The following is a 21,309-nucleotide window of genomic DNA, read 5'->3' on the forward strand; positions in this document are numbered from 1 at the left end:
GGATTATTTCAGAATCATCAGGGGCTTGCCAGTCATTTCCGGCGGGACCGGCAGACCCATCAGGGTCAGCATGGTCGGCGCCAGATCGGACAGTTTGCCGCCTTCAACCACCTCGGACTTGCGACCGAAATAGATGAGGGGAACCGGCAGGTTGGTATGGGCTGTGTGGGCCTGACCCGTCTCTTCGTCCAGCATCTTCTCGGCGTTGCCGTGGTCGGCGGTGATCAGGCATTCGCCACCGACTTCGGCCAGGGCCTCGGTGACGCGACCGATGCAGTGGTCAACCGCTTCACAGGCTTTGACGGCCGCATCGAACACGCCGGTGTGGCCGACCATGTCGCCGTTCGGGTAGTTGCAGATGATGGTGTCGTACTTGCCGCTCTTGATGGCAGCAACCAGTTTGTCGGTCAGCTCTTCGGAGCTCATTTCCGGCTGCAGGTCATAAGTCGCCACTTTCGGGCTGGCAACGATTTCGCGGTCTTCACCGGTGAAGCAGGACTCTTCGCCACCGTTGAAGAAGAAGGTGACGTGGGCGTACTTCTCGGTTTCGGAGATGCGCAGCTGGGTCTTGCCCTGTTTGGCCAGCCACTCACCCAGGGTGTTCACCAGGGCAGTCGGCGGATAGGCACAGGCAGTTTTGATGTCGGCCGCGTATTCGGTCAGCATCACGAAGTTCAGCGCAGGGGTGGCGGCACGAGCAAAGCCGGTGAAGTCACTGTCAACGAAGGCGCGGGTGATTTCACGGGCGCGGTCGGCACGGAAGTTCATGAAGATCAGGGCATCGCCATCCTGCATGGGGGCGGCAGCACCGATGCGGGTGGCCTTGACGAACTCGTCGTTCTCGTCGCGGGCATAGGCGGCGGCCAGGGCTTCGCTGGCGCTGTCGGCGGTGAACTCGCCCTTGCCCTGAGTCATCAGGTCATAAGCTTGCTGCACGCGATCCCAGCGGTTGTCACGGTCCATAGCGAAGTAGCGGCCGATCATGGAGGCGAAACGCCCCTTGCCCAGACGGGCAAACAGGGCATCGAACTGTTCGATGGAGGACTGGGCGGAGCGCGGCGGTACGTCGCGGCCATCCAAGAAGGCGTGGAAATAGATCTGCTCGGCGCCACGCTTGGCGGCCATCTCGATCATGCCCATGATGTGCTCTTCGTGGCTGTGTACGCCACCCGGGGACATCAGACCCATGATGTGAACGGCTTTGCCCTTGGTCACGGCAGAATCGACAGCCTTGGCCAGTTCGACGTTCTGGAAGAAGTCGCCGTCCTTGATCTCTTTGGAGATGCGGGTCAGCTCCTGATAGACGATGCGTCCGGCACCTATGTTGACGTGGCCCACTTCGGAGTTACCCATCTGACCATCCGGCAGACCCACGTCCAGGCCGGAGCCGGAGATCAGGGTGCTGGTGTAGTCACGGGCGAGACGGTCGAGGTTGGGAGTCTTGGCGGCAGCGACGGCGTTGTGCTCTTGCTTGGTGCTGTAGCCCCAACCGTCCATGATGACCAGAACCAAAGGTTTCTTAGCTGTTGACATAAGGCTATGTCCTCTCGGATAGGAATGAATTGCGGGAAGTGAAACTAGCGTAATATTACTACATCTGCCGAAATAGTCACCTGATAGCCAAGCCCAGACCCGCCGTCGTTCAGGACTGTTGCCAGCCTGTTTCCCCTTTGTCGCCGGCTTGTCTCCCGGCTCGACGAATCCCACTCCCAAAGCGTCGGACGCCACTTTTTATTCCGATCCTTTATCGTGCCCCCACCCGATGGGAGCCTGCTCTCGCTTTGCCGCCAAGATGGCTGATCTTGGTGGGGTCCCCATGTATACTCGGGCCCTTGTCTTGGTCCCTGGATAGTAGAAGATGCAAGAGTATTTGGATTTTGCGGCCCGTAACCCGCTGCTGACCGCAGCCTGGTTCGGCCTGGCAGGCACTCTGGTTTACACCACTGTGCGTGCTCGTTTTTCTCCGGTTAAGACGGTGAACAACCATACGGCTACCCTGCTGATCAACCGTGAAAATGCCACTGTGGTGGACATTCGCAGTCAGGAAGAGTTTGCCAAGGGCCATCTGGCCGGTGCCCAGCACCTGCCGCTCAGCCAGATCCAGAGCAATAACCTGGGTCCGGTTGAAAAGCATAAAGATGCCCCCATCATAGTGGTGTGCGAGTCGGGGATGACCGCTGGTGGCGCGGGTCGCCAACTGAGCAAGGCCGGTTTCAAGCAGGTGTATGTGCTCAGCGGTGGCATGGCCCAGTGGCGTGCAGATAATCTGCCGGTGACCAAAAAACGCTGATTTAAGGGCCTGCGCCCACATATTTTCTTAAAAAGGAATCAAACGAAATGGCTGACGAAATCAACAACCAGGAAGTACAACCGGAATTCCACATCCAGCGTGTCTACACCAAGGATGTCTCTTTCGAAGCCCCGAATACCCCGCACATCTTCCAGAAAGAGTGGCAGCCGGACGTCAAGCTGGACATGGACACCAAGACCAACATCCTGGCTGACGGCGTGTATGAGGTTGTGCTGACCCTGACCGTGACCTGCAAGCTGGAAACCGAGACTGCCTTCCTGTGTGAAGTGCAGCAAGCCGGTATCTTCACCATAGGCAACCTGCCGGAGCCGCAACTGGCTCACTGTCTGGCCGCCTTCTGCCCGAACATCCTGTTCCCGTATGCCCGCGAAGCTGTGGCCAACATGGTGAGCAAGGGTTCCTTCCCGCAGCTGAACCTGGCACCGGTCAACTTCGATGCCCTGTTTGCCCAGCACATGGCGCAAGCACAGGCCCAGCAGGCGACTGCGGAAGCCTGATAATGGCTGACCAGATCGCTATCTCGGTCTTGGGGGCGGGGTCTTATGGCTCCGCCCTTGCCATTTCTCTGGCGCGCAACGGTCATCCGACCCTGCTGTGGGGTCACGACCCTGCCCATGTCGCCGAGCTGGAACAAGACCGCTGCAACAAGGCTTTCCTGCCGGATGTCCCTTTCCCTGCCGATCTGCAACTGACCGCCGATCTGCAGGCGGCGGTGCAAGCCGCGCCCGTGCTGCTGCTGGTGGTGCCGAGCCATGTGTTCGGCCAGGTGCTGGCTCAGATCAAACCCTTCCTGCGCCCCGATACCCGTATCGCCTGGGCCACCAAGGGGCTGGAACCTGACAGTGGCCGCCTGCTGCAAGACGTGGCCCGTGAGGTGCTGGGTGAGGCGATCCCGCTGGCGGTGATCTCCGGTCCCACCTTCGCCAAGGAGCTGGCCGCCGGCCTGCCGACCGCCATCTCGGTGGCGTCGACTCACGATGACTTCGCCGATGACCTCTCGCTGTTGCTGCACTGCGGCCGCTCGTTCCGGGTCTATACCAATCCGGACTTCGTCGGTCTGCAGCTGGGCGGCGCCGTCAAGAACGTCATCGCCATCGGCGCCGGTCTCTCCGACGGGCTGGGATTTGGCGCCAACGCCAGAACCGCGCTCATCACCCGGGGTCTGGTGGAGATGCAGCGTCTGGGAGCGGCGCTGGGTGCCGACGCCAAAACCTTCATGGGGATGGCGGGGCTCGGGGATCTGGTGCTGACCTGTACCGACAACCAGTCGCGCAACCGTCGCTTCGGTCTGGCCCTCGGGGCCGGCAAGAGCGTGGATACCGCCATGGCCGAGATAGGTCAGGTGGTGGAAGGCTATCGCAACACCAAGGAGGTGCATCTGCTGGCGGCCCGTTGTGGCGTCGAGATGCCCATCTGCGAGCAGATCTTCCAGGTGCTCTATCAGGGCAAGAACCCGAAAGAGGCCGCCATCGCCCTGCTCAGTCGGGACAAGCGCGACGAATAAGAGCAAATCCCATTAGGCTGTTTTATTAGCCATTTTGAACCTGGGCAGTGCTCGAAATCCTCACGTATGCCTATACGCTCCGGTTTCTGCGCGCTGTCCGTGTTCAAACTGCCGTCAACAACGACGCCTACTGAGATAGGCTCATTCGGTTCGCCGGATAGCAAAAGGCCCCGCCAGATTGGCGGGGCCTTTTTATGTGCAGCAAGGGAGATCAAGCCTGGCGGGTGATCGCCACTGGCACAGGATCAATAGTAGGAGTGATCGCCGCGCTGGTGCTCGGTGGCATCTTTGACGCCGTTGAGCTCGCCCGGGAATTTCTCCAGCAGCTGCTTCTCGATCCCCTCTTTCAGGGTGTAATCGACCATGGAGCAACCGTTGCAACCGCCGCCAAACTGCAGGATGGCCAGCTTGTCTTCGGTCAGCTCGACCAGGGTAACCTTGCCGCCGTGACCGGCCAGCATGGGGTTCACCTCGGACATCAGCACATATTCGATGCGGTCGATCAGCGGTGCATCGTCGGCCACCTTGCGCATCTTGGCGTTTGGCGCCTTGAGGGTGAGCTGGGAGCCCATCTGATCGGTGACGAAGTCGATGGTGGCATCGACCAGGAAGGGGGCGCTCAGAGGATCGACCAGGCAGTCGAAGCCGCTGAAGGGCAGGTGTTGATCTTCCGGATCGACCGCATCGGGTGGGCAATATGATACGCCGCACTCGGCATTCTGGGTTCCCGGATTGACCACAAACACCCGGATATTGGTGCCATCAGGCTGTTTTTCCAGCAGTTTACGGAAATGGGCCTGGGCGGTGTCGGAAATGCTGATCATCACTATCCTCATAAACCTGAGTGTACGACTAGGGTATTCATGATAACTCGCTTGGCAGTGCTTGGGTAGCATGCTGATGGCGCCGAGCATATGTCAAATATACCTATGGCCGCCTGATGTGGATGAGCCTGCGGGATACATGCCGCGGATTATTGAGGATGTTTGCGGGGGCGGCATACATCTCTGTGGCAGCCTGATGTGCCTGAGCTTGCGGTAGCCATGCCGAGTGTCATTTGAGGTGTTTGAGCGTGCGGCAAATGGCCCACACCTCCACTTTTGCGATGCCGCTCTCGTGCAGCACTCGGGTGAGCTGGCCTGCCGTCGCCCCCGTGGTCACCACATCGTCGAGCAAGGCCACGTGCTGGTAACGGTGGGGCTGGATCTGGAAGGCACCGCGCAGATTCCGTCGTCGCTGAGCGGCACTGAGCCTGGTCTGCTGCGGGGTGGCTCGGGTTCTGCGCAGCAGCCGGGTGTCGCAGGGGATGCCGGTGATCTCGCTGAGGGTGATGGCTATCTCCTCCGCCTGATTGAAGCCGCGCCACCACAGTCGCCACCAGTGCAGGGGAACCGGAATGATGGCCTCGGGGAGATCGTCTCTCTCCAGATGATCGGCCAGCAGACGGGCGAGCAGCGGTGCCAGCAGGATCTGCCCAGAATATTTCAGCTGCGGAATGAGCATGGAGTAGGGGGCCTGGTAGTCGCCAATGACCTGCAGCCGCTGCCAGGGCGGTGGCCTGCGCTGGCAGCGCCCGCAGACAGGTTCGGTTTCCCCGTCAGGTTCCGGCAAGGGCGCCGCACACAGGCTGCATTTGCGATAGGGCTGGTGGAGGGCCTGCTGGCACCAGCTGCAGAGCAGTGGCTGTGCATCGCAAGGCTGTTGGCAGAGCAGACAGTGGCCCTGCCAGTCGGCATGGTTGCCAAGGATCGGACTTGCTTTGGCGAGCAGCCGCTTTAACATGCTGACCCCAAGAGAATGAACAGGGATCTTGAGTCTAGATGAGCGTATCGGTAGAGCGATTTGGTCAGGGGCCCGATCTGGTGCTGTTGCACGGATGGGGCATGAATGGTGCAGTCTGGCATGGTATTGCCCAGCCGTTGGCGGCCCATTATCGGCTGCATCTGGTGGACTTGCCCGGGTTTGGCAACAGTCCGCTGGCCGACGGGAGTGAGTACTCCTTGCCCTGGCTGGCTGAGCAGGTTGCCGCCGTCTTGCCGCAGAAGTGCCATCTGCTCGGCTGGTCCCTCGGTGGTCTGGTGGCGAGCCAGTTGGCGCTGACCCAGCCTGAGCGCTGCCAGAGCCTGATCACGGTGGCGAGCTCCCCCTGCTTCATGGCCCGTGACGACTGGCCGGGGATAGCCCCCAAGGTGCTGACCGGCTTCAATCAGATGCTGGCGGGTGACTTCAAGCAAACCATAGAGCGTTTCCTCGCGATCCAGGCCATGGGCAGTGAACACGCCCGGGATGATATCCGCCAGCTGCGCCATTGGTTGGCAGAGCGTCCGGCTCCCCAACTTGCGGCGCTGGAGGCTGGACTCGGTCTGCTGGCTGACGTTGATCTGCGCGATGAGCTGGCAACTCTGAGCCTGCCGTGGCTACGGGTCTATGGCCGACTGGATTCGCTGGTGCCCAAGGCGGCCATACCACTGCTGGACGAACGCTACCCGGCCAGTCACAGTCTGGTGCTGGAAAAGGCCTCGCACGCACCCTTTATTTCCCATCCACAGCAGTTCGTTGAAATCATTCGACATTTTGTTGTTTGAAAAACAACCTATTTGCTTCATTAATCCTCTGGCGTGACGGATAATTAATCCAGCGTCAGAGGAGTGTCATCATGCGTATAGATTCTGCATTGAACAGCGGAGTACAAGGGTTTCAGCGAGCGGAACAGATTGCCGACAAGGCATCCAGCCAGATCGCCCGGCTCAACACCCCGAGCGGTGATCAGGTACAGCTGCCCGATGAGCTGGTCAACCTCAAGGTGGCCGAAGTACAGGCCGGAGCATCTGCCAAGGTGATCCAGACCGCCAGTGATGTTATGGGTACCCTGATCGATATCCGGGTGTGACATGAACATCAATGTCAGTCTGCCGACCATTATTCCTAATCAGCTGCAACCGCAGACGGAATCGGCACGCACTGACAATCGCCGTGCAGCCCTCATCCCCCAGACCCGTCAGAGCGAGGCATTCAATGCCGAGCCTGAAGTCGGCTCACAGAAAGACAAGGCCAAGGCCAGCCAGGCCAATCCCAACCAGACCTCCCAGCAGACGCGGGAAGCTTCCCAGACCGGCAATCCGCAAACGCCGGTTGATCACCGCTTCGTGGAGGCCACGGGTGAAGACGGGCAGCGCAACAAGCAACAGCAGGATCCCAGACAGCAGGAGCAACAACAGAAACAGGAGCTGCAGGTCAAGGAGCTGGCCGACAGGGATCAGGAGGTACGGACCCACGAGCAGGCACATCAGAGCACGGGCGGCCAGTATGCCAGCAGTCCGACCTATCAGTTCTCGATGGGACCGGATGGCAAGCGCTACGCTACCGGCGGTGGCGTCTCCATCGACATCGGGACCATTCCCGGCGATCCCAGGGCGACCATCGCCAAGATGCAGCAGGTGCGTGCCGCCGCTCTGGCCCCGGCCGATCCTTCCGCACAGGATCTGAGCGTGGCCAGAAGTGCCGCCGCCAAGGAGGCTCATGCCCGCAAGGCGCTGCTCTCATCCGACCCAGACTCCGCCTTGGCGGCCGATGGCAGCGCCAAGACGGGCGTGCTGAACGGCTACATGGAGCAGCGCAACCAGGTCATTGCCCAGCGTTATCAACAGGCGGTCAGGCCTGCTGCGCAGCAAGGGTTCAGCCTGAACGTCTGAGCGCTGCACCACTCTTCCCCCTGATTTTTCGATCACGTCCCGGGTATTTGCAACTAATCTGAGGGGTAATCCCATTCATCCTCACAGGAGTCGTCATGCACTTTGATGAAGTCAAACCGGAAGACTTTGCCACCTTCTCCCGCGTTCCCCCTCCTCACCTTCAGATGGAACAGTTTTTGATGCAGCTTGGTGGTGGCGGAACCGAAGGCACTCACTTCAAGAAGAAAGTCATGCTGGCGGCCGGTTGGAGCCATACCGGCGTGGTTTCCTATGGCAAGTACCCGCAGGAGGCCTGCAAGGCATTCAATCGACTGCGGGAGGTGCTGGCCCGGCATCAGGATCCTGAAAGCATTCTGGCCACCCTCAGTCAATGAGTCTTGGCGTCTTGTAAAAAAGCCCCTTTCGGGGCTTTTTTCATGTCTTGACGGCTTATTTCTTGGTTTTGGAGAGGGCTGCCGCGAAGGCGTTGCCCATGGCGCCGCCACCCACCGGCGTGCTTGGACGCGGCGCCTGTCTCGGCTTGGTACTGTCAGCATTCTTGTTGCGGGACTCCGCCGGCTTGCGGGCCGGTTGTCCGGCTTTTTCGTCCAGTCGCATGGTCAGGCTGATCCGCTTGCGCGGGGCATCCACCTCCAGCACCTTGACCCTCACTATGTCGCCTGCCTTGACCACCTCGCGGGGATCCTTGACGAAGCGATCCGTCAGAGACGATATGTGCACCAGCCCATCCTGATGGACGCCGATGTCGACGAAGGCGCCGAAGTTGGTGACGTTGGTGACCACGCCTTCCAATATCATCTCGGGCACCAGGTCGCTTATCTTCTCCACCCCATCCTTGAAGGTGGCGGTCTTGAACTCGGGGCGCGGGTCGCGGCCCGGCTTGTCCAGCTCACCTATGATGTCGGTGACAGTGGGCACGCCGAACTGCTCATCCGTGTAGTCGGCCGGCTTCAGGCTGCGCAGCAGACTGCCGTTGCCGAGCAGGCTCTCAACTTGCTGCTGGAGTTGCGCCAGGATCCTCTCAACCACAGGGTAGGATTCCGGGTGCACAGCCGAGCTGTCGAGCGGGTTGCTGCCCCCGCGAATGCGCAGGAAGCCAGCGCACTGTTCGAATGCCTTGGGGCCGAGCCGGCTCACTTTCAGCAATTGCTGGCGGCTCTGGAAGGCGCCGTGCTCGTCCCGATAGGCGACGATATTCTGGGCCAGGGTCTGGGAGAGACCGGATACCCGATTCAGCAGGGCGACCGAGGCGGTATTCACATCCACCCCGACCGCGTTCACGCAATCCTCGACCACGGCATCCAGCCGGCGGGCCAGCTGGCTTTGACCCACATCGTGCTGGTATTGGCCCACGCCTATGCTCTTGGGATCTATCTTGACCAGCTCGGCCAGGGGATCCTGCAGGCGGCGGGCGATGGAGACGGCGCCACGGATGGAGACATCGAGATCCGGGAACTCCTGGGAGGCGAGCTCGGAGGCGGAATAGACAGAGGCCCCCGCTTCACTCACCACGATTTTCTGCGCCTTGGCGGCGGGGTAGCGCTCGAACAGATCGCTCACCAGCCGGTCTGTCTCTCGCGAGGCGGTGCCGTTGCCTATGCTGATGAGCTCGACCTTGTGCTTCTGACACAGCTCGCTCAGGGTCTTGAGACTCTGGTCAACCTGGCGCTTCGGCTCGAACGGGTAGATGGTGGCGTGATCGACCAGTTTGCCGGTGGCGTCGACCACGGCCACCTTGACCCCGGTACGGATGCCCGGATCCAGCCCCATGGTGCATCGCATGCCCGCCGGCGCCGCCATCAGCAGATCCTGCAGGTTCATGGCGAATACCTTGATGGCCTCGTCTTCTGCCGATTCGCGGATACGGCCGATCAGCTCGGTCTCCATCTGCAAGGAGAGCTTGATCTTCCAGGTCCAGCTCACCACCCCCTGCAGCCACTTGTAGGCTGGGCGGTTTTGCAGATTCAGCTTGAGGTGGTGGGCTATGATGCCTTCGCAGGGGCTGCTGCCCTCGTCTTCACCTGTGATCAGCGCCAGATTGAGAATGCCCTCGTTGCGACCGCGCAGCATGGCCAGCACCCGGTGGGAGGGGGCCTTGTGCAACGGCTCGTCGTGCTCGAAGTAGTCCTTGAACTTGGCTCCTTCCTGCTCCTTGCCGGCCACCACGCGGGCGCGCAGGGTGGCGTTGTGCCACAGGTAGTCCCGCAGCTTCTCCAGCAGGTCGGCCTGCTCGGCGAAACGCTCCATCAGTATGTAGCGGGCGCCGTCGAGGGCGGCCTTGCTGTCAGTGATGCCGTGCTCGATGTTGAGGAAGGCGGCAGCGGCCTGTTCGGGATCCCGCATAGGGTCAGTGAGCAGCAGGCTCGCCAGTGGCTCCAGTCCCGCCTCTATGGCCATCTGCCCCTTGGTGCGACGCTTGGGCTTGTAGGGGAGATAGAGATCTTCCAGCCGGGTCTTGCTGTCGGCGCCGTTCAGCTCGCGGGCCAGTTCCGGGGTGAGTTTGCCCTGCTCCTCGATGGAGCGAATGATCACCTGGCGGCGATCCTCCAGCTCGCGCAGATAGCCGAGGCGGCTCTCCAGGGTACGCAGCTGGCTGTCGTCCAGGCCACCGGTCACCTCTTTGCGATAACGGGCGATAAAGGGCACGGTCGAACCTTCATCCAGCAGGCGCACGGCCGCCTGCACCTGTTCCGGGCGGGCATTCAGCTCACCGGCAATCTGTTTCTCTATTACATGGCTGTGCATCTGGGATCTCTGTGGTCGCTTCTATCCAACTGGCCCGGGGTGGCGTCGATGTGCTGCGGCCGGTTATGCCGCTCGTCAGCTCACCGCCTCTCTGCACCATGAGGGGGGACCGCATGGTGTGCATTGAGCGTCGCCGGGACTGGCCCGCACCCAAGGCGCCAAATGTGAGCACTATATGGGGTCGGGCGGCGCTATGCCACCCTGCTGAAATGACATGCATGGCTGTCGGGCCGAATGGCGGGAGAGGGGCCGGCCGCCCAGATACTTGTCATGGGGGCTCTTTGCTTGGACGGGCAGGGCATCAGCCCCTACCCATGGCGGGGAGGCGAGTGCTTCCCGCTACCGTCACTTCGGATAACTGATCTCGTTGACATACCAACAGACGTCACCGACTGGCGTAGGCACTATGGCTTCATCCCCGACCTCCTTCTTGAGCAGGGCGCGGGCCATGGGGGAGTCGATGGAGATGTAATCCTTGCGGCCGAAGATCTCGTCATAACCGACGATGCGAAAGCGCTTGGTTTCGCCCTCGTCGTTCTCCACCTCGACCCAGGCGCCGAAGAACACCTTGCCCTCCTGGGCGGGGGCATAATCGACGATCCCCAGCTCCTCGAGGCATTTGCGCAGGTAGCGCACCCGCCTGTCTATCTCCCGCAACCGCTTCTTGTTGTACTGGTAGTCGGCATTCTCGCTGCGGTCACCCAGGCTGGCGGCCCAGGCCACCTTGCGGGTGGTCTCGGGGCGTTCTTCGCGCCACAGGAAATCGAGCTCTTCTTTCAGCTTGTTGTAGCCTTCGCGGGTGATCAGCTTGGTCTTCATGGATTTCAAGTACCTGCGTCAATGTGGGCTGATGGGCCTCTGGTGGCTCGGCCGATCTTATCCGCTGTCGCCTCGCTGTCGAGCAAAACCTGCGTCGTCATGGGAGAGGGCGTGGGCCGGGGGGGCGCAAGGCGGCCATGGGCAATAACCAGTAACATATTTATGCTTTGCCGTTGGGGGCCCGGGCTCTAGTATTGGCAGCATATCGAGAGGAGAGGCAAGCAATGAGTCAGCAATACAAGGTTCTGGTGGTCGACGATGATTTGAAATTGCGTTCCCTGCTGGAGCGCTATCTGACCGAACAGGGATTCGTGGTTCGTGGCGTCGCCAATGGTGAACAGGCGGATCGTCTGCTGACTCGTGAAAATTTCAGCCTGATGGTGCTGGACCTGATGCTGCCGGGGGAGGACGGCCTCTCCATCTGTCGCCGCCTGCGTGAGGCCGGCAACCAGATCCCGGTGCTGATGCTCACCGCCAAGGGCGATGAGGTGGATCGCATCGTCGGGCTCGAGATGGGGGCCGACGATTATCTGCCCAAGCCGTTCAATCCGCGCGAACTGCTGGCGCGGATCCGCGCCGTGTTGCGCCGTCATACCGTCGAACTGCCCGGGGCTCCCTCGACCGCCGAGAAGATGGTGACTTTCGGCAGCTATCAGCTCAACCTGGCGACCCGTGAACTCAGCCGTGATGGCGAGCCGGTGGCTCTGACCAGCGGTGAGTTTGCCGTGCTCAAGGTGCTGGTCAGCCATCCCCGCGAGCCCCTCTCCCGCGACAAGCTGATGAATCTGGCCAGAGGGCGCGAGTACACGGCGACCGAGCGCAGCATAGACGTGCAGGTTTCCCGTTTGCGCCGCCTGCTGGAGCAGGACCCGGCCCAGCCGCGTTACCTGCAGACCGTCTGGGGCCTGGGTTATGTGTTCGTGCCGGACGGTGATGGCGAATGAAGAAAGTGAGCAGCATGTTTTCCCGCATGCTCTGGTTTCTGGCCGCCGTCCTGGTGGTCTATCAGTTTGTCTCCTATGCCACCTTTTACAACTATCTGCTGGCGCCTACCGTCAAGCAGATCAGCCACCTGCTGGCCAATCAGGTCAAACTCATCTTTCCGGTCGAAAGCAACCAGCTGGCGCTGAGCGAGGATGCCGAGGCGCTGGTCTATGTGGCGACCGGCAGCGACATCTATACCCAGACAGAGGCGGAGCAGCACGGACTCAATGACTCCAAGCCCTACACCTATCTGGAAGAGAGCATCAGCCGCGAGCTGGGGGGCAAGACCAAGGTACGGGTCGAGATCCAGGATCACTACATCATCTGGATCCAGCCGCCCCAGGCCAATCAGGTGTGGGTTCGCATCCCGCTGACCGAGATCGAGGATGACGACATAGAGCCGCTGATCCTCTACATGAGCGTGCTGCTGGTGGTGACCCTGTTCGCAGCCTGGCGGTTTGCCCGCCAGCTGGTGCGTCCGCTGGAGGAGCTGGAGGCCGGTGCCGTGGCCGTGGCCCGCGGCAACTTCCCCGACGCGCTGGGGGAGCAGGGCTCGCGGGAGGTACGCCGGTTGACCCGCACCTTCAACCACATGTCGAGCTCGATCAAGGGGCTGATCGAGGAGCGCAACCTGATGATGGCCGGGGTCTCCCACGATCTGCGCACCCCCTTGACCCGCATCCGGCTGGCGACCGAGATGATGTCGTCCGGGGATGAGTATCTCAAGGAGAGCATCAACGCGGACATTGACGAGTCCAACGGCATCATAGATCAGTTCATCGACTACATCCGGCCGGACGAGGGGCTGGATACCCAGCAGATCGACCTGACCCAGCTGATCCACGACGTGCTGCTGGTGCAGACCGATCAGGGGCTGGAAGTGGATCTCGAATTGCCGGAAGAGGCGGTGCGGGTGGCCTGCAATCCCATCAGCATCCGGCGCATCCTCAACAACCTGTCGGGCAACTCGTTGCGCTATGGCGCGAGCCGCCTGCATGCAGAGCTGAAGGATGATGGCCACTGGGTGCGGCTGCGGCTGTCAGACAATGGCCCCGGCATCCCGGAGCAGGACTACTACCGGGTGCTCAAGCCCTTTACCCAGGGCAACGAGGCCCGCACCGGCAGCGGCAGCGGCCTGGGGTTGGCCATAGTCGCCAAGATTGTCTCCCAGCACCATGGCACCATACGGCTGGGGAGCTCGGAACTGGGGGGCTTGCTGGTGGAGATCCGGCTACCCAAGAACCAGCCACTGGAGTGGATGGATTGAGAGAAGGGCGTATCCGTGGATACGCCCTTCTGCATTGTCAGGCTTGCGGCTCGGTGCTCTTGCGGTAGCGCTTGCCGTATTTGAGCTGCTGGATCAGCAGGGCGGCCACGATCAGCCCGAGCCCTATGGGGGTGGCCGGGTGTATGGCTTCGCCGATCAGCAGGTTGAGCAGTACCAGGGAGGCAAACGGCGAGATGAAGATGAGGTTGCTGATGGGGGCCGTGTTGGTGGCGTGGCGCAGGGCCATCAGCCAGAGCACGAAGCCGAAACCCATCTCGAACAGGCCCACATAGATGGCGCCAGCCCAGCCCTGCCAGGCGGTCATGGCAAAATCGGAGAGCAGCCAGGTCGCCACGACGATGAAGGGAAGGCTGATGATGAAGCCGAGCAGCAGGCTGACGATGGGGTCCCCCTGATTACGGGTGTTGAGGATCCAGTAACTGGCCCAGATAAGGGTCGATACCAGCGCCAGGGTCACCCCGAGCGGGCTGTCAAACTGCAGGCCGAATACATCCCCCTTGGTGGCGATCACCAGGGCCCCAAAGTAGCCCAGTACTATGGCGACGCCGTCGCGGCGGCGCAGCTTCTGGCCGAGAAAGGGAACGGCCAGCAGGCTGAGGGTGATGGCCCAGGTGTAGTTGAGGGTCTGCGCCTGTTGCGCGGGCAGCAGGTCATAGGCCTTGAACAGCAGCAGGTAATAGAGGAAGGGATTCAATACCCCCAGCGCCAGGTAATAGAGGGGGCGGGCCTTGAGGTAACTCAGCAGCAGTGCCAGCTTGCCCTGTTTGGCAACGATAGCGCTGAGAGTCAGGGTCGAGGTGAAGGCGGCCACAAGCAGCAGCTGCACAGGCTCGAAGTAGGCGAGGGAAATCTTGAAGGCGGTGGCGACCGTCGACCAGAGGGCAACGGCACAGAGTCCATACTGATAGGCTTTTTTTTGATCTTTGAGCATAGGATGTCGTTCCACTGACGGAGGCAGGCGCACAGTCTACCAGCCTGTTTGTAACATTGTCGTCACCCCCGGTTGGCGGGGAATGGCGTCACCGCCGGCGAGATCCATCTGTCACATAAAACTGCGCACAATCTGTTCGCTCTCCCTTGCGCAAATTTGAAAAATCCGTATAATCCCCTCCGCTTACCCATGAGGTAAGCCAGACGACATGTCTGCTGCTGAGTTGTTCGTTTACGGACAGCCAGCCATACAGTCCTCCCGATATGGGGGGAAACGTGAAAAATCACACCTCTGGCGGGATCACTTCCGGTCGGGCGGTGTTGGTTTATGTTCTTTTATCTATTGGAGCTCTGTCAATGCAGAACCAAAGAATCCGTATTCGCCTGAAGGCTTTTGATCATCGCCTGATTGATCAATCCACAGCGGAAATCGTTGAAACTGCAAAGCGCACCGGCGCGCAGGTTCGCGGTCCTATCCCGCTGCCGACTCGCAAAGAGCGCTTCACCGTCCTGATCTCCCCGCACGTCAACAAAGATGCGCGTGATCAGTACGAGATCCGCACTCACAAGCGTCTGGTAGACATCGTTGAACCGACTGACAAGACCGTTGACGCTCTGATGCGTCTGGATCTGGCAGCTGGTGTAGACGTCCAGATCAGCCTGGGTTAATTACGGAAAGAGGTTGATAACAATGACAATCGGTCTTGTAGGTCGCAAAGTGGGTATGACTCGCATCTTCACTGAAGATGGCGTTTCTATCCCGGTGACTGTTATCGAAGTTGAAGCTAACCGTGTAACTCAGGTCAAATCTGTAGAAACCGACGGCTACAACGCTATTCAGGTTACCACTGGCGCCAAAAAAGCCAGCCGTGTGACCAAGCCGGAAGCTGGCCACTTCGCCAAAGCTGGTGTAGAAGCCGGTCGCGGTCTGTGGGAATTCCGCTTGAACAACGGTGAAACTTTCACTGTTGGTAGCGAGCTGAAAGTAGATCTTCTCGCTGACGTTAAGATGGTAGACGTTACCGGCACATCCAAAGGTAAAGGTTTTGCGGGCACTGTAAAGCGCCACAACTTCCGTACCCAGGATATGACCCACGGTAACTCCTTGTCTCACCGCGCTCCGGGTTCTATCGGTCAGAACCAGACTCCGGGTCGTGTATTCAAGGGCAAAAAGATGGCTGGTCACATGGGTGCTGAGCGTGTAACGACTCAGAACCTGGAACTGGTTCGTGTTGACGCTGAACGTAACCTGCTGCTCATCAAAGGTGCAGTCCCAGGTGCAACCAACGGCAACGTGATCGTCAAACCTGCCGTCAAAGCGTAACGTCTGAGGAGATAGTAATGGAATTGGTAATGAAAGACGCCAAGAGCGCTCTTGAAGTTTCCGAGACTACCTTCGGGCGCGAATTCAACGAAGCTCTGGTTCACCAGGTCGTCGTTGCATATGCCGCAGGTGCCCGTCAGGGTACTCGCGCGCAGCTGACTCGCTCTGAAGTGTCTGGTGGCGGCAAAAAGCCGTGGCGTCAGAAGGGTACTGGTCGTGCCCGTGCTGGCTCCATCCGTTCGCCCATTTGGCGTTCCGGTGGTGTGACTTTTGCTGCTAAGCCGCAAGATCACAGCCAAAAAGTAAACAAGAAGATGTACCGCGGCGCTATCCGTAGCATCCTGTCCGAGCTGGTACGTCAAGAGCGCCTGATCGTTGTCGAGAAATTCGGCATCGAAGCGCCGAAGACCAAAGAACTGATCGCCAAGCTGAAAGAGATGGAACTGACTGACGTTCTGATCGTGACAGCTGAAGTCGATGAGAACCTGTTCCTGGCTGCTCGCAACCTGTACAAAGTTGACGTGCGTGATGTTGCCGGTATCGACCCGGTCAGCCTGATCGCTTTCGACAAGGTTCTGATGACTGCTGATGCAGTTAAGCAAATCGAGGAGATGCTGGCATGATCCGCGAAGAGCGTCTGTTGAAAGTTCTGAAGGCTCCGCATATCTCTGAAAAGAGCACCATGGTCGCCGAGAAGCAGAACACTATCGTGTTCAAAATTGCTGTCGACGCCACCAAGGCGGAAGTCAAAGCTGCAGTTGCGAAACTGTTCGAGGTCGAAGTTGAGACCGTCCGTACCCTGAACATGAAGGGTAAAACCAAGCGCGCAGGTGCACGCGTAGGCCGTCGTTCCGATTGGAAAAAGGCTTATGTGACCCTGAAAGCTGGTCAGGACATCGACTTCATGGGCGCAGCCGAGTAAGAGGAGTTCTCAAAAATGGCAATCGTTAAGTGCAAGCCTACTTCTCCGGGCCGCCGCCACGTCGTTAAGATCGTCAATCAAGAGCTGTACAAGGGTAAGCCCTTTGCCGCTCTGCTGGACAGCAAGAGCAAGTCCGGTGGTCGTAACAACAACGGTCGTATCACTACCCGTCATATCGGTGGTGGTCACAAGCAGCATTACCGTATCGTCGACTTCAAGCGCGACAAAGACGGTATCCCGGCCAAAGTAGAGCGCCTGGAATACGATCCTAACCGTACCGCTAACATCGCTCTGGTGTTGTATGCAGACGGTGAGCGTCGTTACATCCTGGCTCCGAAAGGCCTGAAAGCTGGTGACGCTATCGCTTCTGGTGCTGATGCCGCAATCAAGGTAGGTAACACCCTGCCGATGCGCAACATCCCGGTCGGTTCGACTGTTCACGCCGTTGAGATGAAACCTGGTAAAGGTGCCCAGCTGGCTCGTTCCGCTGGTACTTTCATCCAGATCCTGGCTCGTGAAGGTAACTATGTAACTCTGCGTCTGCGTTCCGGCGAAGTACGTAAAGTTCTGGCCGAGTGCCGCGCCACCATCGGTGAAGTCGGTAACTCCGAGCACATGTTGCGTCAACTGGGTAAAGCCGGTGCCAACCGCTGGCGTGGTATTCGTCCGACCGTTCGCGGTATGGCGATGAACCCGGTCGACCACCCGCACGGTGGTGGTGAGGGTCGTAACAAGGGCATGCAGCCTGTGTCCCCATGGGGCCAGAAGGCTAAAGGCTTCAAGACCCGTAAGAACAAGCGTACCGACAAGTACATCGTACGTCGTCGTAACAAGTAATTGTTAACATAGAGGAATCACCATGCCACGTTCTCTCAAGAAGGGTCCATTTATTGACCTGCACTTGCTGAAGAAGGTAGAGAAAGCGGTGGAAAGCGGGGATAAAAAGCCGGTTAAGACCTGGTCCCGTCGTTCAATGATCATCCCGAACATGATCGGTTTGACCATCGCTGTCCATAATGGTCGTCAGCACGTTCCGGTTTTCGTTACCGAAGAAATGATCGGTCACAAACTGGGTGAATTCGCACCGACTCGTACTTATCGCGGCCATGCTGCTGATAAGAAGGCTAAGAAGCGCTAAGGGATAAATGATGGAAGCTATCGCTAAACACCGTTATGCCCGTACTTCTGCCCAGAAAGCTCGTCTGGTAGCCGATCAAGTACGTGGTCTGTCCGTAGACAAGGCTCTGAATCTCCTGACCTTCAGCCCGAAAAAGGCTGCTGTGCTGGTTAAGAAAGTGCTGGAATCTGCCATTGCAAACGCTGAGCACAACGAAGGCGCCGACATCGACGCCCTGCGTGTTGCTACTATCATGGTCGACGAAGGTCCCTCCATGAAGCGCATCCGTCCGCGTGCCAAAGGTCGTGCGGATCGTATCCTCAAGCGTACCGCTCACATCACTGTAGTGGTATCCGACGCTAAGGCTGGGAGATAAGCAATGGGTCAGAAAGTACATCCTAATGGCATTCGCCTGGGTATTACCAAGCCTTGGAATTCTACCTGGTTCGCGAACACCAAAGACTTCGCTGACAACCTGTACAGCGATTTTCAAGTACGCCAGTTCCTGACCAAGGAGCTGAAAAACGCTTCCTTGTCCAAGATCACCATCGAGCGTCCGGCCAAGAGCATCCGTGTGACCATTCACACCGCTCGTCCGGGTGTCGTGATCGGCAAGAAAGGCGAAGACGTTGAGAAACTGCGCAAAGCCGTCGCCGTAATTGCTGGCGTGCCTGCTCAGATCAACATTTCCGAAGTCCGCAAGCCGGAGCTGGATGGCAAACTCGTTGCCGACAGCATCACTTCCCAGCTGGAACGTCGCGTTATGTTCCGTCGTGCTATGAAGCGCGCCGTACAAAACGCCATGCGCCTGGGTGCCAAGGGCATCAAAGTGGAAGTGTCCGGTCGTCTGGGCGGCGCTGAAATCGCGCGTACCGAATGGTACCGTGAAGGTCGTGTGCCTTTGCACACCCTGCGTGCCGACATCGACTACGCAACTTCTGAAGCCCACACCACTTACGGTGTGATCGGCGTCAAAGTTTGGATCTTCAAGGGCGAAGTTCTGGGCGGTCTGGCTGCAGTCAATGCTGCCGCTGCTCAAGAGCAAGCTCCTGCAAAGCCCAAGCGTGACAACAAGCGCCGCGCTGCTAAGTAAGGAGATCGGTAAATGTTGCAACCTAAGCGTACTAAATTCCGCAAGACCCATAAGGGTCGTAACCGCGGTCTGGCCACCTCTGGTAACGAAGTATCCTTCGGTACCTTTGGCCTGAAGGCGACATCTCGTGGCCAACTGACTGCTCGTCAAATCGAAGCAGCCCGTCGTGCCATGACCCGTCACGTTAAGCGTCAAGGTAAGATCTGGATCCGTGTATTCCCGGACAAGCCCATCACCGAAAAACCCCTCGAAGTTCGTATGGGTAAAGGTAAGGGTAACGTGGAATATTGGGTTTGCCCGATCCAGCCTGGCAAGGTTCTGTACGAGATGGACGGTGTACCTGAGGCTCTGGCGCGTGAAGCGTTTGCCCTGGCCGCAGCTAAGCTGTCTGTTCAGACCACTTTCGTAATTAAGACGGTGATGTGATGAAAGCCCAAGATCTGCGTCAAAAGAGCGTCGATGAACTGAACCAGGAGCTGCTGGGCCTGCTGCGTGAGCAATTCAACATGCGCATGCAAGCGTCCACCGGCCAGCTGGCTCAGACTCACACTCTGAAACAAGTGCGTCGTGACGTCGCACGTATCAAGACTGTACTGACTGAGAAGGCAGGTGCGTAATGACTGACAAGATCCGTACTCTGCAAGGTCGTGTAATTAGCGACAAGATGGAGAAATCCATCACTGTTGCTATCGAGCGCAAGGTAAAGCACCCGATCTACGGTAAGATCATCAAGCGCACTACCAAGCTGCACGTACATGATGAGAACAACGAGTGTAAAGCTGGCGATCTCGTGGAAATCCGCGAGTGCCGCCCGCTGTCCAAGACCAAGTCCTGGACCCTGGTTGCGATCTTAGAAAAGGCCTAATCGGTACTTTTTAGCCCAAACGGCCCCTTAGCGGGGCCGTTTGTTTTTTAGGCTACCTTTTCTAAAAATCCTGTGTTATAGTTTCGCGCCTTTTGAAGGCAGCCAGATCCCGAGAGGGATAAGAAGTAAACAAAGCGGAGCACTAAAATGATCCAGATGCAAAGTATGCTGGGCGTAGCCGACAACTCCGGCGCTCGCAGTGTAATGTGTATTAAGGTTCTGGGTGGCTCGCACCGCCGTTACGCCGGCATCGGCGACATCATCAAAGTTTCCATTAAGGAAGCCATTCCTCGCGGTAAAGTGAAGAAAGGTGATGTGTATAACGCGGTGGTCGTACGCACCCGTAAAGGCGTTCGTCGTCCGGACGGCTCAGTCATCCGTTTCGACAACAATGCGGCTGTGTTGCTTAACAACAACCAACAGCCAATCGGTACTCGTATTTTTGGCCCGGTGACCCGTGAACTCCGTAATGAGAAGTTCATGAAGATTGTGTCCCTGGCACCCGAAGTACTGTAAGGAGTCGAACGATGGCAGCTAAAATCCGTCGCGAAGACGAAGTGATTGTTCTTACCGGCAAAGACAAGGGCAAGCGTGGCAAAGTCACTCAAGTCCTGGTAAGCGAAGGTAAGGTATACGTTGAAGGCATCAACCTGGTGAAGAAACACCAAAAGCCGGTACCCGCACTGGGTCAGGCTGGCGGTATCATCAGCAAAGAAGCCCCAATGGACGTTTCTAACGTAGCGCTGTTCAACTCTGCCGCTGGCAAGGCTGATCGCGTTGGTTTCCGGATTGAAGACGGCAAAAAAGTTCGTTTCTTCAAATCCACCGGCGAACTTGTGAAGTAATTGGAGTTTAACGATGGCGAAACTGCATGATTACTACAAATCCGATGTAGTAAATGAACTGGCCAAACAGTTCGGTTACAAGACTATCATGCAAGTCCCTCGGATCGAGAAAATCACCCTGAACATGGGTGTTGGTGAAGCTATCTCTGACAAAAAGCTGTTGGAAAATGCCGCTGCCGATATGGCTGCCATTTCCGGTCAGAAGCCGCTGATCACCAAAGCTCGCAAATCTGTTGCGGGCTTCAAGATTCGTGAAGGCTACCCGATAGGTTGTAAAGTAACCCTGCGTGGCGAGCGTATGTGGGAGTTCCTGGAACGGCTGATTTGCATCTCCGTACCGCGTATCCGTGACTTCCGTGGCCTGAACGCTAAAGCGTTCGACGGTCGTGGTAACTACTCCATGGGCGTGCGTGAGCAAATCATCTTCCCGGAAATCGACTATGACAAAGTCGATCGCGTTCGTGGTCTGGATATCACCATCACCACTTCCGCGAATACCGATGAAGAAGGCCGTGCTCTGCTGGCTGCCTTTAACTTCCCATTCCGCAAGTAAGGTTAGGGTTATGGCTAAAACATCCATGAAAGCACGTGAAGCAAAGCGTGCGAAGCTGGTAGCCAAGTTCGCGACCAAGCGAACCGAGCTGAAAGCTATCATCGTTGATATGAACGCTTCTGAAGAAGCGCGTTGGGATGCTGTCTTGCAACTGCAACAGCTGCCCCGTGATTCCAGTCCGTCCCGCCAGCGTAACCGTTGCAATATTACTGGTCGTCCGCACGGTTTCCTGCGCAAGTTTGGCCTGTCCCGCATCAAGGTGCGTGAGCATGCCATGAAGGGCGAAATTCCAGGCCTCAAAAAGGCCTCTTGGTAAG

Annotated in this window: 30 protein-coding genes; 24 read left to right on the forward strand and 6 right to left on the reverse strand. The window is 58.5% G+C overall.

Features of this window, described 5'->3' with window-relative positions:
• Positions 1–3 precede the first annotated feature (3 nt).
• Positions 4–1,533, reverse strand: a complete 1,530-nt coding sequence (gpmM, locus tag IU367_RS01100; RefSeq protein WP_042866953.1) for a 2,3-bisphosphoglycerate-independent phosphoglycerate mutase — start codon at positions 1,531–1,533, stop codon at positions 4–6.
• Positions 1,534–1,858: 325 nt separating this feature from the next.
• Here gpmM and IU367_RS01105 point away from each other — a divergent pair, with 325 nt between their 5' ends.
• From IU367_RS01105 to gpsA, 3 genes are read left to right on the forward strand one after another with little or no spacing between them, the layout of a single operon-like run.
• Complete coding sequence (locus IU367_RS01105; protein ID WP_042866955.1) at positions 1,859–2,290, forward strand: rhodanese-like domain-containing protein; 432 nt, start codon at positions 1,859–1,861, stop codon at positions 2,288–2,290.
• Positions 2,291–2,337: 47 nt separating this feature from the next.
• Complete coding sequence (secB, locus tag IU367_RS01110; RefSeq protein ID WP_005319808.1) at positions 2,338–2,808, forward strand: protein-export chaperone SecB; 471 nt, start codon at positions 2,338–2,340, stop codon at positions 2,806–2,808.
• A 2-nt stretch (positions 2,809–2,810) separates the two neighbouring features.
• Positions 2,811–3,815 (forward strand): NAD(P)H-dependent glycerol-3-phosphate dehydrogenase, encoded by a 1,005-nt coding sequence (gene gpsA / locus IU367_RS01115; RefSeq protein ID WP_274453217.1) that lies wholly within the window; start codon positions 2,811–2,813, stop codon positions 3,813–3,815.
• 245 nt (positions 3,816–4,060) lie between these two features.
• Here the strand turns inward: gpsA and nfuA are convergent, their stop codons facing one another.
• Both nfuA and IU367_RS01125 read right to left on the reverse strand, forming a co-directional pair.
• Positions 4,061–4,639 carry a Fe-S biogenesis protein NfuA gene (gene nfuA / locus IU367_RS01120; RefSeq protein WP_011704302.1) on the reverse strand — a complete coding sequence of 193 codons (579 nt, stop codon included), beginning with the start codon at positions 4,637–4,639 and terminating at the stop codon, positions 4,061–4,063.
• A 229-nt stretch (positions 4,640–4,868) separates the two neighbouring features.
• Complete coding sequence (locus IU367_RS01125) at positions 4,869–5,597, reverse strand: ComF family protein (RefSeq protein WP_274453218.1); 729 nt, start codon at positions 5,595–5,597, stop codon at positions 4,869–4,871.
• Between the two features lie 38 nt (positions 5,598–5,635).
• Between IU367_RS01125 and bioH the strand changes: the two genes are divergently transcribed.
• The 4 genes from bioH to IU367_RS01145 all read left to right on the forward strand — a co-directional run bounded on the left by bioH (position 5,636) and on the right by IU367_RS01145 (position 7,881).
• Positions 5,636–6,400 carry a pimeloyl-ACP methyl ester esterase BioH gene (gene bioH, locus IU367_RS01130; RefSeq protein ID WP_274453219.1) on the forward strand — a complete coding sequence of 255 codons (765 nt, stop codon included), beginning with the start codon at positions 5,636–5,638 and terminating at the stop codon, positions 6,398–6,400.
• Positions 6,401–6,471: 71 nt separating this feature from the next.
• Positions 6,472–6,705: a hypothetical protein gene (locus tag IU367_RS01135; protein WP_042866965.1), complete on the forward strand. Its 234-nt coding sequence runs from the start codon at positions 6,472–6,474 to the stop codon at positions 6,703–6,705.
• Between the two features lies 1 nt (position 6,706).
• On the forward strand, positions 6,707–7,507 hold the full coding sequence (locus IU367_RS01140) for a putative metalloprotease CJM1_0395 family protein (RefSeq protein WP_274453220.1): 801 nt from the start codon (positions 6,707–6,709) through the stop codon (positions 7,505–7,507).
• A gap of 95 nt (positions 7,508–7,602) precedes the next feature.
• The gene (locus IU367_RS01145; RefSeq protein WP_042866969.1) at positions 7,603–7,881 is read left to right on the forward strand and encodes a hypothetical protein; all 279 of its coding nucleotides are present in this window, start codon (positions 7,603–7,605) and stop codon (positions 7,879–7,881) included.
• A gap of 55 nt (positions 7,882–7,936) precedes the next feature.
• Here the strand turns inward: IU367_RS01145 and IU367_RS01150 are convergent, their stop codons facing one another.
• A complete protein-coding gene (locus tag IU367_RS01150) occupies positions 7,937–10,252 on the reverse strand; it encodes a Tex family protein (RefSeq protein WP_274453221.1) in 2,316 nt (771 codons plus the stop codon).
• Positions 10,253–10,597: 345 nt separating this feature from the next.
• Positions 10,598–11,071, reverse strand: a complete 474-nt coding sequence (greB, locus tag IU367_RS01155; RefSeq protein ID WP_043136397.1) for a transcription elongation factor GreB — start codon at positions 11,069–11,071, stop codon at positions 10,598–10,600.
• Between the two features lie 224 nt (positions 11,072–11,295).
• Here greB and ompR point away from each other — a divergent pair, with 224 nt between their 5' ends.
• Positions 11,296–12,015 (forward strand): osmolarity response regulator transcription factor OmpR, encoded by a 720-nt coding sequence (ompR, locus tag IU367_RS01160; RefSeq protein ID WP_005319762.1) that lies wholly within the window; start codon positions 11,296–11,298, stop codon positions 12,013–12,015.
• Complete coding sequence (gene envZ, locus IU367_RS01165) at positions 12,012–13,322, forward strand: two-component system sensor histidine kinase EnvZ (RefSeq protein WP_274453222.1); 1,311 nt, start codon at positions 12,012–12,014, stop codon at positions 13,320–13,322. Before ompR ends, envZ begins: the two co-directional genes overlap by 4 nt.
• 37 nt (positions 13,323–13,359) lie before the next feature.
• Here envZ and IU367_RS01170 read toward each other — a convergent pair whose 3' ends face one another.
• A complete protein-coding gene (locus IU367_RS01170; protein ID WP_274453224.1) occupies positions 13,360–14,274 on the reverse strand; it encodes a DMT family transporter in 915 nt (304 codons plus the stop codon).
• Positions 14,275–14,630: 356 nt separating this feature from the next.
• Here IU367_RS01170 and rpsJ point away from each other — a divergent pair, with 356 nt between their 5' ends.
• The 15 genes from rpsJ to rpsN all read left to right on the forward strand — a co-directional run bounded on the left by rpsJ (position 14,631) and on the right by rpsN (position 21,308).
• The gene (rpsJ, locus tag IU367_RS01175) at positions 14,631–14,942 is read left to right on the forward strand and encodes a 30S ribosomal protein S10 (RefSeq protein WP_005307944.1); all 312 of its coding nucleotides are present in this window, start codon (positions 14,631–14,633) and stop codon (positions 14,940–14,942) included.
• 22 nt (positions 14,943–14,964) lie between these two features.
• On the forward strand, positions 14,965–15,597 hold the full coding sequence (gene rplC / locus IU367_RS01180; RefSeq protein WP_005319753.1) for a 50S ribosomal protein L3: 633 nt from the start codon (positions 14,965–14,967) through the stop codon (positions 15,595–15,597).
• A 17-nt stretch (positions 15,598–15,614) separates the two neighbouring features.
• Positions 15,615–16,220: a 50S ribosomal protein L4 gene (gene rplD / locus IU367_RS01185; protein WP_005340616.1), complete on the forward strand. Its 606-nt coding sequence runs from the start codon at positions 15,615–15,617 to the stop codon at positions 16,218–16,220.
• The gene (rplW, locus tag IU367_RS01190) at positions 16,217–16,519 is read left to right on the forward strand and encodes a 50S ribosomal protein L23 (protein WP_042019359.1); all 303 of its coding nucleotides are present in this window, start codon (positions 16,217–16,219) and stop codon (positions 16,517–16,519) included. Before rplD ends, rplW begins: the two co-directional genes overlap by 4 nt.
• A 15-nt stretch (positions 16,520–16,534) precedes the next feature.
• The gene (gene rplB, locus IU367_RS01195) at positions 16,535–17,356 is read left to right on the forward strand and encodes a 50S ribosomal protein L2 (RefSeq protein WP_005319743.1); all 822 of its coding nucleotides are present in this window, start codon (positions 16,535–16,537) and stop codon (positions 17,354–17,356) included.
• A gap of 22 nt (positions 17,357–17,378) precedes the next feature.
• Positions 17,379–17,657 (forward strand): 30S ribosomal protein S19, encoded by a 279-nt coding sequence (gene rpsS / locus IU367_RS01200; protein ID WP_005307960.1) that lies wholly within the window; start codon positions 17,379–17,381, stop codon positions 17,655–17,657.
• 10 nt (positions 17,658–17,667) lie between these two features.
• Positions 17,668–18,012, forward strand: coding sequence for a 50S ribosomal protein L22 (gene rplV / locus IU367_RS01205; RefSeq protein WP_033130007.1), 345 nt, complete (start codon positions 17,668–17,670; stop codon positions 18,010–18,012).
• A gap of 3 nt (positions 18,013–18,015) precedes the next feature.
• Positions 18,016–18,729 (forward strand): 30S ribosomal protein S3, encoded by a 714-nt coding sequence (gene rpsC / locus IU367_RS01210; protein WP_033130008.1) that lies wholly within the window; start codon positions 18,016–18,018, stop codon positions 18,727–18,729.
• A 12-nt stretch (positions 18,730–18,741) separates the two neighbouring features.
• Positions 18,742–19,155, forward strand: coding sequence for a 50S ribosomal protein L16 (rplP, locus tag IU367_RS01215; protein WP_005340612.1), 414 nt, complete (start codon positions 18,742–18,744; stop codon positions 19,153–19,155).
• Positions 19,155–19,346: a 50S ribosomal protein L29 gene (rpmC, locus tag IU367_RS01220; RefSeq protein WP_005319733.1), complete on the forward strand. Its 192-nt coding sequence runs from the start codon at positions 19,155–19,157 to the stop codon at positions 19,344–19,346. The genes rplP and rpmC overlap by 1 nt, the downstream gene beginning before the upstream one ends.
• On the forward strand, positions 19,346–19,594 hold the full coding sequence (gene rpsQ, locus IU367_RS01225) for a 30S ribosomal protein S17 (protein ID WP_005319730.1): 249 nt from the start codon (positions 19,346–19,348) through the stop codon (positions 19,592–19,594). Before rpmC ends, rpsQ begins: the two co-directional genes overlap by 1 nt.
• A 147-nt stretch (positions 19,595–19,741) precedes the next feature.
• Positions 19,742–20,110, forward strand: a complete 369-nt coding sequence (gene rplN / locus IU367_RS01230) for a 50S ribosomal protein L14 (protein WP_005307975.1) — start codon at positions 19,742–19,744, stop codon at positions 20,108–20,110.
• Between the two features lie 11 nt (positions 20,111–20,121).
• The gene (rplX, locus tag IU367_RS01235) at positions 20,122–20,439 is read left to right on the forward strand and encodes a 50S ribosomal protein L24 (protein WP_042033862.1); all 318 of its coding nucleotides are present in this window, start codon (positions 20,122–20,124) and stop codon (positions 20,437–20,439) included.
• Positions 20,440–20,452: 13 nt separating this feature from the next.
• Complete coding sequence (gene rplE, locus IU367_RS01240; RefSeq protein ID WP_005319725.1) at positions 20,453–20,992, forward strand: 50S ribosomal protein L5; 540 nt, start codon at positions 20,453–20,455, stop codon at positions 20,990–20,992.
• A gap of 10 nt (positions 20,993–21,002) precedes the next feature.
• A complete protein-coding gene (rpsN, locus tag IU367_RS01245; RefSeq protein ID WP_005319722.1) occupies positions 21,003–21,308 on the forward strand; it encodes a 30S ribosomal protein S14 in 306 nt (101 codons plus the stop codon).
• The last annotated feature ends 1 nt before the right edge of the window (position 21,309 follow it).

This window comes from Aeromonas bestiarum, assembly GCF_028751155.1.
Classification (GTDB): Bacteria; Pseudomonadota; Gammaproteobacteria; order Enterobacterales; family Aeromonadaceae; genus Aeromonas; species Aeromonas bestiarum.

Bases quoted from the DNA above. Each gene is read 5' to 3' on its own strand.
- gpmM (WP_042866953.1), bottom strand. From the start codon at position 1,533: ATGTCAACAGCTAAGAAACCTTTGGTTCTGGTCATCATGGACGGTTGG.
- IU367_RS01105 (WP_042866955.1), top strand. From the start codon at position 1,859: ATGCAAGAGTATTTGGATTTTGCGGCCCGTAACCCGCTGCTGACCGCA.
- secB (WP_005319808.1), top strand. From the start codon at position 2,338: ATGGCTGACGAAATCAACAACCAGGAAGTACAACCGGAATTCCACATC.
- gpsA (WP_274453217.1), top strand. From the start codon at position 2,811: ATGGCTGACCAGATCGCTATCTCGGTCTTGGGGGCGGGGTCTTATGGC.
- nfuA (WP_011704302.1), bottom strand. From the start codon at position 4,639: ATGATCAGCATTTCCGACACCGCCCAGGCCCATTTCCGTAAACTGCTG.
- IU367_RS01125 (WP_274453218.1), bottom strand. From the start codon at position 5,597: ATGTTAAAGCGGCTGCTCGCCAAAGCAAGTCCGATCCTTGGCAACCAT.
- bioH (WP_274453219.1), top strand. From the start codon at position 5,636: ATGAGCGTATCGGTAGAGCGATTTGGTCAGGGGCCCGATCTGGTGCTG.
- IU367_RS01135 (WP_042866965.1), top strand. From the start codon at position 6,472: ATGCGTATAGATTCTGCATTGAACAGCGGAGTACAAGGGTTTCAGCGA.
- IU367_RS01140 (WP_274453220.1), top strand. From the start codon at position 6,707: ATGAACATCAATGTCAGTCTGCCGACCATTATTCCTAATCAGCTGCAA.
- IU367_RS01145 (WP_042866969.1), top strand. From the start codon at position 7,603: ATGCACTTTGATGAAGTCAAACCGGAAGACTTTGCCACCTTCTCCCGC.
- IU367_RS01150 (WP_274453221.1), bottom strand. From the start codon at position 10,252: ATGCACAGCCATGTAATAGAGAAACAGATTGCCGGTGAGCTGAATGCC.
- greB (WP_043136397.1), bottom strand. From the start codon at position 11,071: ATGAAGACCAAGCTGATCACCCGCGAAGGCTACAACAAGCTGAAAGAA.
- ompR (WP_005319762.1), top strand. From the start codon at position 11,296: ATGAGTCAGCAATACAAGGTTCTGGTGGTCGACGATGATTTGAAATTG.
- envZ (WP_274453222.1), top strand. From the start codon at position 12,012: ATGAAGAAAGTGAGCAGCATGTTTTCCCGCATGCTCTGGTTTCTGGCC.
- IU367_RS01170 (WP_274453224.1), bottom strand. From the start codon at position 14,274: ATGCTCAAAGATCAAAAAAAAGCCTATCAGTATGGACTCTGTGCCGTT.
- rpsJ (WP_005307944.1), top strand. From the start codon at position 14,631: ATGCAGAACCAAAGAATCCGTATTCGCCTGAAGGCTTTTGATCATCGC.
- rplC (WP_005319753.1), top strand. From the start codon at position 14,965: ATGACAATCGGTCTTGTAGGTCGCAAAGTGGGTATGACTCGCATCTTC.
- rplD (WP_005340616.1), top strand. From the start codon at position 15,615: ATGGAATTGGTAATGAAAGACGCCAAGAGCGCTCTTGAAGTTTCCGAG.
- rplW (WP_042019359.1), top strand. From the start codon at position 16,217: ATGATCCGCGAAGAGCGTCTGTTGAAAGTTCTGAAGGCTCCGCATATC.
- rplB (WP_005319743.1), top strand. From the start codon at position 16,535: ATGGCAATCGTTAAGTGCAAGCCTACTTCTCCGGGCCGCCGCCACGTC.
- rpsS (WP_005307960.1), top strand. From the start codon at position 17,379: ATGCCACGTTCTCTCAAGAAGGGTCCATTTATTGACCTGCACTTGCTG.
- rplV (WP_033130007.1), top strand. From the start codon at position 17,668: ATGGAAGCTATCGCTAAACACCGTTATGCCCGTACTTCTGCCCAGAAA.
- rpsC (WP_033130008.1), top strand. From the start codon at position 18,016: ATGGGTCAGAAAGTACATCCTAATGGCATTCGCCTGGGTATTACCAAG.
- rplP (WP_005340612.1), top strand. From the start codon at position 18,742: ATGTTGCAACCTAAGCGTACTAAATTCCGCAAGACCCATAAGGGTCGT.
- rpmC (WP_005319733.1), top strand. From the start codon at position 19,155: ATGAAAGCCCAAGATCTGCGTCAAAAGAGCGTCGATGAACTGAACCAG.
- rpsQ (WP_005319730.1), top strand. From the start codon at position 19,346: ATGACTGACAAGATCCGTACTCTGCAAGGTCGTGTAATTAGCGACAAG.
- rplN (WP_005307975.1), top strand. From the start codon at position 19,742: ATGATCCAGATGCAAAGTATGCTGGGCGTAGCCGACAACTCCGGCGCT.
- rplX (WP_042033862.1), top strand. From the start codon at position 20,122: ATGGCAGCTAAAATCCGTCGCGAAGACGAAGTGATTGTTCTTACCGGC.
- rplE (WP_005319725.1), top strand. From the start codon at position 20,453: ATGGCGAAACTGCATGATTACTACAAATCCGATGTAGTAAATGAACTG.
- rpsN (WP_005319722.1), top strand. From the start codon at position 21,003: ATGGCTAAAACATCCATGAAAGCACGTGAAGCAAAGCGTGCGAAGCTG.